Source organism: Nocardia sp. JMUB6875, assembly GCF_041154655.1.
In the GTDB taxonomy this organism is placed as follows: Bacteria; Actinomycetota; Actinomycetes; order Mycobacteriales; family Mycobacteriaceae; genus Nocardia.
In genome coordinates this window covers 1-10,945 of sequence record NZ_BAAFGR010000217.1, presented here as the reverse complement: position 1 = coordinate 10,945, position 10,945 = coordinate 1, and the positions used below count along the sequence as shown (strand labels likewise).

The window sequence follows — 10,945 nt, the reverse complement described above, 5'->3', positions numbered from 1 at the left end:
GTTGGCGTTGGTGGCCAGCGCTATTCGGGCTCCGGCGTCGAGTAGGCGGCGGGCGGGGGGCAGAGGTTGGCGGGTGGAGAGGTCGCAGGCGGGGAGCAGCGTGGCGACCGTGTCGGAGGCGGCCAGAGCCTCGATGTCGGCGTCGGCGAGGTAGGTGCAGTGGTCGACGCTGGCTGCGCCATGCCGAACGGCCAGTTGGACGCCTGGGCCGGGAGCCAGTTGGTTGCCGTGGACTCGGAGGCCTAGGCCTCGGGATTTGCCTGCTTCGAGGACTCGGGCGGATTGGGCGGCGTCGAAAGCGCCTGTCTCGCAGAAGACATCGATCCAGCGGACGTCGTCGGCTATGGCGTCGAGCATGGGGCCGCAGACCAGGTCGAGGTAGGAGTCGGCGGTGAAGTCGGGTGGGACTACGTGGGCGCCGAGGAACGTGACCTCGTCGGCCACTTCGGCTGCCAGTGTGGCGCAGCGCTTTTCGTCGGAGACGGTGAGGCCGTAGCCGGTTTTGGTTTCGAGGTAGGTGGTGCCCTGTCGGAGGGCTTCGGCGCGGAGGCGGCGGAGGTTGGCGGTGAGGCTTTCGTCGGTGGCGGCCCGGGTGGCGGCGACGGTGGTGTGGATTCCTCCGGCGGAGTACGGGGTTCCGCTCAGGCGGGCGCCGAATTCCTCGGTGCGGTCACCCGCGAAGACCAGGTGGGTATGGCTGTCGACCCAGCCGGGGAGGACCGCGCGGCCGCCGACGTCGACGCGGTGATCGGCGTCGGGGGCGGAGGTGGACGAGCCGATCCAGCTGATGCGGTCGCCCTCCAGGGCCAGGGCGGCATCGTGCATGACACCGAATTCGTCTGTGTTGGTGGTGAGTTCACCGATGCCGATGATGACGGTCGCGGCCGGGTTCATTGCCATAGCGCTCCGATCTCGGTGGCGAGGGCGGCGGGCACATCGGTGACGGTCCGGTGGGTACGGTCGCGCACCACCCAGCGGCCCGCGATCATGACGTCGGTGACATCGGATGCCGTTGCCGCGAAGAGGATTCCGGCGTCCGATGCGCCGGCCGTGCGGAATGACCCGGTGTCCACGCACACCAGGTCGGCGTCCCGGCCGGGCGCGATCGCTCCCAGGTTCGACCAACCGGATGCCGCGTGTGCGGTAGCGGCGGTCAGCAATTCACCGACCTCGAAGCACCCCCGTCGCCCGCTCGCGAGCCGTTCATGGAATTCCAGCGCCCGCGTCTCGAACCACGGGTCGATGACGGATTGACCGTCGCTGCCGAGTGCCAGGCGCACACCCGCGTCCGCGAGGGCCCGGGCCGGGCCGATACCGTCCCCGAGGTCGGCTTCGGTGCTGGGGCACAGGCAAGCCCAGCAGCCGGACAGCTCGGCAATGTCGCCGGGCGTGAGATGGGTGGCATGCACCGCCGCCGTACGCGGGGTGAGAGCCCCTGCCGCCGAGAGCAATTGGGTCGGCGTGCAGCCGTGTACGGCCAGGCATTCCTCGTTCTCGAGCGGCTGCTCCGACAGGTGCACATGCAATGGACGCCCAGCCGCGGCGCGTACCACCACGGGTATCTGTTCGGCGGGCACGGCACGCACCGAGTGGATCGCCGCGCCCGTGATGACCAATTCGCCTGCCGGGTCGAAGGATTCGACGCGCCGCGCCCACGCCTCGGCATCGCCATCGTCGAATCGCTGCTGCACCCCGGCGGTCGGCTCACCGAAACCACCGGCCAGATAACACACATCGAGCAGCGTCAGCCGAATCCCCGCGTCGACAGCCGCCGCGACCAGCGCGTGGGAGAACTCGTTCGGGTCGGCATACCGCTGCCCGCGCCCCGGATGATGCAGGTAATGGAATTCCGCGACGCTCGTGTACCCGGCCAGCACCATCTCGGCGTACACCGCCCGCGCCAGCCGATAGTACGAGTCCGGCTCCAATCGCCGTGCCACCGCGTACATCCGCTCCCGCCAGGTCCAGAAGCTCCCGCGATCGCCATGCGTCCGCCCGCGCAGCGCCCGGTGGAAGGCGTGCGAGTGCCCATTGGCGAATCCGGGCACCACGAGCCCGGCAAGCATTGTTCCACAAGGCTTCTCACCGGCGACAACCGAGGTGATGACCCCCTCGGCGATATCGATCCGCACGCCCTCGGCCACCCCGCCGGGCAGCCACGCCCGCGGACACCAGTAGGTACTCATTCGGCCGTCACCGATTCACTCCTCCCACATCGGAATCCGAACATCCTTGGTACGAGCGACAGCCTCCGCCTCCGGATACCCGGCATCGACATGACGTAGCACCCCCATCCCCGGATCATTGGTCAGCACCCGCTCGATCTTCTGCCCCGCGAGCGCGGTCCCATCGGCGACGGTGACCTGTCCGGCATGAATGGACCGCCCCATCCCCACGCCGCCACCGTGGTGAATCGACACCCAACTGGCCCCCGACGCGGTATTCACGAGCGCGTTGAGCAGCGGCCAGTCCGCAATCGCGTCCGACCCGTCGGCCATCGACTCGGTCTCCCGATACGGCGAGGCGACCGACCCGCAGTCGAGGTGATCGCGCCCGATCACGATGGGCGCGGAAACCTCTCCGCGCGAGACCATCTCGTTGAACCGCAGCCCGGCGGCCTGCCGTTCCCCGTAACCCAGCCAGCAGATGCGGGCGGGCAGCCCCTGGAACGCGACCCGCTCCCCGGCCAGACGGATCCAGCGGGCGAGGGATTCATGCTCGGGAAACAACTCGAGCATCGCCCGGTCGGTGGCGGCGATATCGGCCGGATCACCCGACAGCGCGACCCACCGGAACGGCCCCTTCCCTTCACAGAACAACGGCCGAATGTAGGCGGGCACGAAGCCGGGAAAGTCGAAGGCACGCTCGAATCCCGCCAGCTTCGCCTCCCCGCGAATCGAATTGCCGTAGTCGAACACCTCGGCCCCGCGATCCATGAACCCGACCATGGCCCCGACATGCAACGCCATGGAATCCCGTGCGCGCCGCGTGAATTCGTCCGGCTTCTTGCTCGCGTAGTCGTCCCAGTCCTCGAGCGCGATCCCGATCGGCAGATACGTCAACGGGTCATGGGCGGAGGTCTGATCGGTGACGATATCCACCTCGACCTCGCGGCGCAGCAGCTCGGGCAGCACCTCGGCGGCATTGCCGATCAACCCCACCGACAGCGCCCGCCGCTCGGCCTTGGCGGCCAGCACCCGCCGCAGCGCATCGTCCAGACCCTCGGCGATCTCGTCCAGATACCGCGTCTCGACCCGCCGCCGCGCATGCCGCGGATTGCATTCGATACACAGCGCCACCCCGCCGTTCATGGTCACCGCCAGCGGCTGCGCCCCGCCCATTCCGCCGAGACCCGCTGTGAGCGTGAGCGTTCCGGCCAGACTGCCGCCGAATCGCTTGGCCGCCACCGCCGCGAACGTCTCATAGGTCCCCTGCAGAATCCCCTGCGTCCCGATATAGATCCACGACCCGGCCGTCATCTGCCCGTACATGGTGAGCCCGGCCGCCTCCAGCCGCCGAAACTCCGGCCAATTCGCCCAGTCCGGAACGAGATTCGAGTTGGCGATGAGCACCCGCGGCGCCCATTCATGGGTGCGCGCCACCCCCACCGGCTTACCGGACTGCACCAGCAGCGTCTCGTCCTCGCGCAGATCGACCAGGGTGCGGGCGATGGCGTCGAAGCTGGGCCAGTCCCGGGCCGCCTTGCCGGTGCCGCCGTACACGACCAGATCCTCCGGCCGCTCGGCGACGTCGGGATCCAGATTGTTGTGCAGCATGCGCCAGGCCGCCTCGGTCTGCCACGAGCGCGCGGTGAGCACGGAGCCCCGCGCGGCGCGAACGGTTCTGGTCATGACGAAACCCCCAATGCGAGATGGTGATCCAATGCCCCCGACCGAACCAGGTCGACGACGGCGGCGATATCCGGCGCGAGATGCCGATCCGGCCCCGGTCCGGGCACCCGCTCGCGCAGCAGATCCCGCACCGCACCCGTCACCGGCGCGGGCCGCAGCGGCGCCCGGAAGTCCAATGCCCGTGCCGCGGTGAGCAATTCGATGGCCAGCACGGTCGTCAGTCCGTCCACCGCGCGCCGCAGCTTGCGGGCGGCCGCCCAGCCCATGGACACGTGGTCCTCCTGCATGGCGCTGGACGGAATGGAATCCACCGATGCCGGTACCGCGCACCGCTTCAGCTCCGACACCACCCCGGCCTGCGTGTACTGCGCGATCATGTACCCGGAGTCGACGCCCGGATCGGCGGCCAGGAACGCGGGCAGCCCGTGCGAGCGGTGCACATCCAGCATCCGGTCGGTGCGCCGTTCGGCAATGCTCGCCACATCCGCGACGGCGATGGCCAGGAAGTCCAGCACGTAGCCCACCGGCGCACCGTGGAAGTTGCCGTTGGACTCCACCCGCCCGTCCGCCAGCACCACGGGATTGTCGATGGCGGAAGACAATTCACGTTCGGCGACGGTCGCCGCATGGTCCAGGGTGTCCCGCGCCGCGCCGTGTACCTGCGGCGCGCACCGCAGCGAGTACGCGTCCTGCACCCGCGGGCAGTCCTCGCCACGATGACTGGCCACGATCTCCGACCCGTCCACCGCCGCCATCATCCGCGCCGCCGCCACCGCCTGCCCGGGATGCGGCCGCAACGCCTGCAGCTCGGCCGCGAACACCCGATCGGTGCCCAGCTGCGCCTCCACGCTCATGGCCGCGGTCAGATCGGCCAGATCCAGCAGCCGGCGCAGATCCTCGATGGCCAGCACCAGCATGCCCAGCATGCCATCGGTGCCATTGGTGAGCGCCAGACCTTCCTTCTCCGCCAGTGTGATCGGCGTCAGCCCGTGCTCGGCCAGCAGCGGTCCGATCGGGCGCGGCCCGTCCGGCCCCAACACCGAGCCCTCGCCCATGAGCGCCAGCGCGACCGCGGCCAGCGGGGCCAGATCACCCGAGCAGCCCAGCGAACCGTATTCCGGCACAACGGGAATCAACCCGCTGTCCAGCATCGCGGCCAGCGCCCGCGCGGTTTCGGGCCGCACCCCGGTGTGCCCGGACAGCAGTGTGCGCAGCCGCAGCAGCATCATGGCCCGCACCACCTCGGCCTCCACCGGCGCACCCGAACCGGCGGCGTGCGAGCGAATCAGCGAGCGCTGCAGATCGATTCGCCGATCCGGCGGAATGTGCCGCAACGCCAGCGCCCCGAACCCGGTGGACACCCCGTACACCGGCCGATCGCTGTGCGCCAGCTCGTCGATGTGCCCCCGCACCCGCGCCAGCTCGGCCAGGGCCCGCGGGGCCACCTCCACCCGCGCCCCGTGCCGGGCCACCGCCACCACCGCCGCCGGGCTCAATGGCCCCGCCCCCACCGGCACCCGCTCGGTTCCGATTCGCGTCATGAGCACCATTCCATCCCTTCCACCCCTCCGGATCGAGTTCCCACGGCGAGATTTCGGCTGATATTTCGCGACGTCCGCAACGGCATTTTTCCCGCAGGAGGCGGCACAGCCCCCAATAATGCCGCCAAATACGGACTAATAGGACCAGATTCGCCGGTCCGGCTCGGACCCATCACGAACCGGCGGGCAGGACATCCCATCCCGACCGGTCGGCCGCGTCGAATCACCTGAGGCGCCCGGTAAGGAGACCGGTGAGGCGACCGGGCGGTCGAATTGTGTAGCGCGGCAATCCCTGGGAGGTTGCCGCCAAGCTGCGCGTTTTCCTCTGGGGCGGGCCTCGGATTGGTTACGATCGGCGGGGAAGTCGAGGGAGGTGCGGTGCCTGAGAACAATCGAGCACCGGTTGGAGTGGACCCGTTCCGGCCCAACCCTGCTCGTGTGTACAACTACATGCTCGGCGGCAAGGACAACTACGACGCCGATCGCGATTACGGCGATCGGATGCTCGAGGTCGCACCCGATACCAAGATCACCGCATGGCACAGTCGCCGCTTCCTGCTGCAGGCCGTCCGCGAGGCCGCCGAGGCGGGCATCCGCCAGTTCGTCGATATCGGCGCGGGCATTCCCATCTCGCCGAATGTGCACGAGGTGGCCCAGGAGGTGGAGCCGAGTGCGATCGTGGCGTCCATCGATTTCGATCCCGTGGTCTACGCCCACAGCAATGCCCTGCTGACCGGCGCGCCGGGCGTCACGCCGATCCTCGCCGACATTCGCGAACCGGACAAAGTTCTCGAATTGTCGCGCGAAGAGGCGGGTATCGACTTCTCCCAGCCGGTCGCGTTCCTGATCGTCGGGGTCCTGCACTTCGTCATGGACGACGAGAAGCCCTACGAGGCCGTGGCCCGCCTGCGCGAGGTCATGGCGCCCGGCAGCCGGCTCGTCATCCAGCACGCCTCCATCAGCACCCATCCGTTCTTCAAGAACACCTCCACGGTCCAGGCCGTGAACAGTCCCTCCCTGCCCGAATTCCGCGAACCGGAACGGGTGCTGGAGTTCTTCGAGGGGTTGGAAATGCTGCCCCCGGGGCTGCTTCCGGCCAATGAGTGGCTCGATGCCCGCCTGCCCGCCACCCGCCTGGTGGTCCTCTGCGGAGTCGGCCGCAAGAACTGACCGCCCGGACGGACATCCGGACCGGCGATGAATCAGCCCGCGCCCGCCAGCGTGTCGGCACGGGCTATGAGGGCATCCGCGATCGGCCGGGGCCTCCGGCCCAGCCCGCAGGCGCTCGCCACCCCGTCGACCGGGCGGCGCAGCGCGGTCTCGATCACGCGCAGCGTCTCGATCTGCTCTGCCTCACTGGGACTTTCGTGCACGAACCCCGCATAGAAGCGCGTACTCGCGGGCAGTTCGAGCCCGGCGAGGGGCGCGTAGAACTCCGGCCGGGTCGCGGGCGGAATGTCACCAGCGGCCAGCGGACCGTGGATGTACTCCAGCGCGCGCCCCGAAGGCCACTGGCGGGCAATGGAATTCGCCAGCGCCACGAGAGGCCGGGTATCACGCAGGGTGGCCCGGGCCTTGTTGCGCATGCTGCCGAGGCACAGGTGCACGCCGATCCGCGTGCCCGGCGGAGTCGCCGCGGCCAGCTCGGCGATGCCGCGGCCGAAGCCCATGACCGCGTCGGCCCGGCGATGCAGGGCTCGAGACTTGGCCATCAACACCATTTCGGCCGTGGCCTCGAACTGGATAACCACGTCGTCGCCGACCAGCTCACGGATGGCGGTGATATCGCGAATCGTGGCGTCACGGAACGCGTTCCGATGCTTGCGCACCCCGCACATGCCCATGGCGATGAACGTCACGGTGAAGTCGGTGGGCATGCCGATCTGCAGTGACAGTTCCGGTAGATCCCGCTCCGCGCGCAGGGTCCGGAAGATCGGTAACGCCTCCCTCGCCTCGTCCAGATACCCCAGCTGCATCATGTCGCCGGTCAGCTCGACGCCGCGTGCGGCCCGGTGGATCGGGCGGTCGGTGCTGGAGAGCCACGACCCCTCCCGCTTCACCTCCAGCGCTCCCTGCGCAACCAGATCGTCGACGATCGGCTGGATGTACCACTCGTAGCGGCGGGTCTCCCCGGTCGGCAGCGTGCGCAGCCGCGAGCCCGCTCCATCGAGCATCGCCCGCATCGCATCGTCGGTGCTCTCCGCCGGAAAGCTGCCGACGAAGTGCACATTTCGCGCGCCCATACCGTGCATATTAGATCTTCAACCACGTTCCCGAATGCGCAGGTCGCGGAACACCGTGTGGGGTATCGTCATTCGCCAGAAGATGGCCGGACTCGGAACCAATCCTGGGAAGGGATTCGGTGATGAAGAAGCTCTATGCCCGTTTACTGAAGGCCTCATGTCCCATGGATCCGGAGTCGATGGCGGTCAATCTCCCCATTATCCAGGGTGAGGTCGTTCCGTACGCGATGTCCGAATCCGGCGCCCGGCAAGTCTTCTTCTTTCTCGACCGGCAGGACGAGACCATGTTCTCGATCACGCTGTACGACACCGAAAAAGACCTCGAGCACGCCATGGGCCTCGCCGACAGCGACCACCGCTACGCCACGCTGGAACGACTGGGCTGCGCGCCGCTCGACGCGCGCACGCTCGAGGTGGTGGCGGGCGCGGTCGCCGAGGACGCCGTGGAAGTCGACTTCAGCCAAGGGATTTCATAACCGTGCGCACCTTACTCCGGACGCTGGCCGTCGGCGCGGCCACGACCCTGCTCAGCTTCACTCCCGGCCTCGCCCACGCCGATCAGCAAGCGGCGGGCCACTGTCAGGATGTCAGTTTCCGGGTGTCCCAGGGCACCGTGGCGGGCACGCTGTGCCTGCCGGACGGGCCGACCGACACCGTGATGGTTCTGATGTCGGGCTCCAATTACAACCATGTCTATTGGGACTTCCCGTATCAACCGGATACCTACAACTTCCGGGAGGACATGAACCGGGCCGGGTACGCGACGCTGGTGGCGGATCGCCTCGGCAACGGCGCAAGTAGCCGACCGCCCAGTCTCACGTTGACGGCCACCGGCACCTCGGACGCGCTGCACGTCATCGTGCAATCCCTGCGGGCCGGACTGGCGGGCAACGCGCCCTTCGCCAAGGTCGTCACCGCCGGGCACTCGCTCACCTCGAGCACCTCCATGATGGAGCAGATCGGCTACCACGATGTCGACGGCGTCATCCTGACCGGCTACTCCCACACCCTCAGCGTCCCCGATGTGCTGGGCGTCATCGGCACCTACCATTCGGCCGTCGACGAGCCCGAATTCGCCGGGCGCGGCCTCGATTCCGGCTATCTGGTGGCCCGACCCGGCACCCGCGCCGCCAATTTCTACGGCCTGAATCCGGACCCGCAGGTGGTCGCCCTCGACGAGGCGACCAAGGAGACCTTCTCGCTCAGCGAGTATCCCGACGGCCTGCTGACCACCCTGCCCGGCCAGTCCAGCCTGATGAACGTCCCGGTGCTGCTGGTGAACGGCGGCCGCGACCGCCTGGCCTGCGGCCCGGGCTTCGGCATCTGCACCGACAGCGCCGCGCTGCAGGCCTCGGAGAGCCCGTACTTCGTGCCCGCCGCCAAGCTGCGCGCCTACGTGCTGCCCGACAGCGGGCACGCCATCAACCTCGCGCCGAACACGCGTGACTATCACGCCGTCGTCAAGGACTGGATGAAGTCCGTCGTCGGCTGAGATCCGGTGCGGGCGTATCGAACTCAGGTCGAGAACGGTGCGCCCGCGCCCTCCGCGCGCGTCGGTCCCTTGCGGTTGGCGGCCGCCAACGGCAGCGCGATGTCCTCGAGCGAGCGGCCCTCGGCGTCCACCGCGAGGAACCAGGCGACCAGCCCGCCCGCGATCATGACGGCCGCGCCGAGCAGATATCCGAGGAACAGGCGGCCCGGATGCTCGCCGTCACCGATCAGCGCACCGTAGATGACCGGCCCGAGTGCGCCGAAACACTGTGCGATGGCGAAGAATACGGCGATCGCCTTGGCCCGCACCTCGAGCGGGAAGATCTCGCTCACGGTCAGATACGCCGAACTCGCACCCGCCGAGGCGAAGAAGAAGATGACGCACCAGCAGGCCGTCTGGGTGATGGCATTGAGGACACCGGTGTAGAACAGCACCGCCGAAATCGCCAGCAGCACACCGGAAAGCAGATAGGTGCCCGCGATCATGCGGCGGCGGCCGATGGTGTCGAAGAGATGCCCGATGGTCAGTGGTCCGACCAGATTGCCGACCGCGAAGGCGATCAGATAGATGGGCGTCGATTCCGACGGCACGCCATAGAACTTCCCGAGCACCAGCGTGTAGGTGAAGAAGATGGCGTTGTACAGGAACGACTGGCTGATCATCAGGCTCGCGCCGAGGATGGCGCGGCGCGGATACTCCCGGAACAGCACCCGGGTCAGCGCCACATAGCCGATGCGATCGGTGGGTTTCACCTCCATCGCCTTCGATTCGTCGATCGGCGGCAGCTCCACGCCCGTCGCCGCCACGTCCCGCTCGATCTCCTCGATCGATGCCTCGGCCTCCCGGGCGCGCCCGTGCATGATCTGCCAGCGCGGGCTCTCGGGCAGATGCCGGCGCACGACCAGGATCACCAGGCCCAGCACCGGGCCGATCAGGAACCCGAGCCGCCAGCCCAGCGACAGGCTCATGTGATTGAGCAGAATGAAGGTGCCCAGCGTGCCGATAATCGCTCCGGCCCAATAGGTTCCGTTCACCGCGATGTCGACCCGGCCGCGATACCGGGCCGGAATCAGTTCGTCGATGGCCGAATTGATGGCCGCGTACTCGCCGCCGATCCCGGTGCCCGCGATGAACCGGGTGAGGTACAGGAACGCCACCCAGCCCGGGCCATTGCCCAAAGTGGCCGCGGTGAGCCCGCTTCCGACCAGGTACACGCCCAGGGTGACCAGGAACAGCTTGCGCCGCCCCAGCCGGTCCGAGAGGTTCCCGAAGACCAGCGCGCCGACCACCTCACCGGCCAGATACACCGTCGCGATGAGCCCGACCGCGGCCGAGGACATGTCCAGCGTCTCGGGTTTGGTCAGGGTGTCGGCGACCGCGCTGGCCACCGTGATCTCCAGCCCGTCCAGGATCCACGCCACCCCGAGCGCCGCCACCAGGCGGGTGTGGAATCTCGACCAGGGCAATCGATCGATCCGGGCGGGCACCAGGGTCCGCACCACTCCGCCTCCGAGCGCCTCCGACATCACCACTCCCGAGTCCGATTTCCGCGTACTCTGCCTACCCAGCGATTGCCCGCACAAACCATAGAGCACCCGGAGAGGATCGCCGCTCAACCGCGAGGAGCCATGTCGAGGGCGTCAGCGGGTCAGGTATTTGCCGATCACTTCGGCGGATTCGCTGATCGCTCCGATGTAGCCGTCGGGGCGGACCAGGACGTAGGTGCCCGGGCGGATGTCGTAGCCCTCGGAGGTCGACATGGGGAGCACGGGTACCTCGAGGTCCGGGGCGGGGGCGTCGAAGGTGAGCAGGGTGGGG

General features: G+C 68.3%; 9 protein-coding genes. 3 read left to right on the top strand and 6 right to left on the bottom strand.

The window, feature by feature from the left end; all coding sequences use genetic code 11:
- The 4 genes from ACAM49_RS35210 to hutH form a co-directional block, all read right to left on the bottom strand.
- On the bottom strand, positions 1 to 825 hold an 825-nt coding region (locus ACAM49_RS35210; RefSeq protein ID WP_369639865.1), incomplete at its 3' end, for an imidazolonepropionase.
- Between the two features lie 65 nt (positions 826 to 890).
- Positions 891 to 2,186 carry a formimidoylglutamate deiminase gene (locus ACAM49_RS35205; protein WP_369639864.1) on the bottom strand — a complete coding sequence of 432 codons (1,296 nt, stop codon included), beginning with the start codon at positions 2,184 to 2,186 and terminating at the stop codon, positions 891 to 893.
- Between the two features lie 15 nt (positions 2,187 to 2,201).
- Complete coding sequence (gene hutU, locus ACAM49_RS35200) at positions 2,202 to 3,851, bottom strand: urocanate hydratase (RefSeq protein ID WP_369639863.1); 1,650 nt, start codon at positions 3,849 to 3,851, stop codon at positions 2,202 to 2,204.
- Entirely contained in the window at positions 3,848 to 5,392 is a 1,545-nt protein-coding gene (gene hutH / locus ACAM49_RS35195; RefSeq protein WP_369639862.1) for a histidine ammonia-lyase, read from the bottom strand. Before hutH ends, hutU begins: the two co-directional genes overlap by 4 nt.
- A gap of 378 nt (positions 5,393 to 5,770) precedes the next feature.
- Here hutH and ACAM49_RS35190 point away from each other — a divergent pair, with 378 nt between their 5' ends.
- Positions 5,771 to 6,562, top strand: a complete 792-nt coding sequence (locus ACAM49_RS35190; protein WP_369639861.1) for an SAM-dependent methyltransferase — start codon at positions 5,771 to 5,773, stop codon at positions 6,560 to 6,562.
- A 32-nt stretch (positions 6,563 to 6,594) separates the two neighbouring features.
- Here ACAM49_RS35190 and ACAM49_RS35185 read toward each other — a convergent pair whose 3' ends face one another.
- A complete protein-coding gene (locus ACAM49_RS35185) occupies positions 6,595 to 7,635 on the bottom strand; it encodes a hypothetical protein (protein WP_369639860.1) in 1,041 nt (346 codons plus the stop codon).
- Between the two features lie 122 nt (positions 7,636 to 7,757).
- On the opposite strand from ACAM49_RS35185, the gene ACAM49_RS35180 reads away from it, so the two are divergent.
- Together ACAM49_RS35180 and ACAM49_RS35175 are read left to right on the top strand one after the other, a co-directional pair.
- A complete protein-coding gene (locus ACAM49_RS35180; protein ID WP_369639859.1) occupies positions 7,758 to 8,111 on the top strand; it encodes a hypothetical protein in 354 nt (117 codons plus the stop codon).
- A gap of 2 nt (positions 8,112 to 8,113) precedes the next feature.
- The gene (locus tag ACAM49_RS35175; RefSeq protein ID WP_369639858.1) at positions 8,114 to 9,127 is read left to right on the top strand and encodes an alpha/beta hydrolase; all 1,014 of its coding nucleotides are present in this window, start codon (positions 8,114 to 8,116) and stop codon (positions 9,125 to 9,127) included.
- Positions 9,128 to 9,150: 23 nt separating this feature from the next.
- On the opposite strand, the gene ACAM49_RS35170 is transcribed toward ACAM49_RS35175, so the two are convergent.
- The gene (locus tag ACAM49_RS35170) at positions 9,151 to 10,653 is read right to left on the bottom strand and encodes an MFS transporter (RefSeq protein WP_369639857.1); all 1,503 of its coding nucleotides are present in this window, start codon (positions 10,651 to 10,653) and stop codon (positions 9,151 to 9,153) included.
- Positions 10,654 to 10,945 lie beyond the last annotated feature (292 nt).

Bases quoted from the DNA above. Each gene is read 5' to 3' on its own strand.
- ACAM49_RS35170 (WP_369639857.1), bottom strand. From the start codon at position 10,653: ATGTCGGAGGCGCTCGGAGGCGGAGTGGTGCGGACCCTGGTGCCCGCC.
- ACAM49_RS35185 (WP_369639860.1), bottom strand. From the start codon at position 7,635: ATGGGCGCGCGAAATGTGCACTTCGTCGGCAGCTTTCCGGCGGAGAGC.
- hutH (WP_369639862.1), bottom strand. From the start codon at position 5,392: ATGACGCGAATCGGAACCGAGCGGGTGCCGGTGGGGGCGGGGCCATTG.
- hutU (WP_369639863.1), bottom strand. From the start codon at position 3,851: ATGACCAGAACCGTTCGCGCCGCGCGGGGCTCCGTGCTCACCGCGCGC.
- ACAM49_RS35205 (WP_369639864.1), bottom strand. From the start codon at position 2,186: ATGAGTACCTACTGGTGTCCGCGGGCGTGGCTGCCCGGCGGGGTGGCC.
- ACAM49_RS35180 (WP_369639859.1), top strand. From the start codon at position 7,758: ATGAAGAAGCTCTATGCCCGTTTACTGAAGGCCTCATGTCCCATGGAT.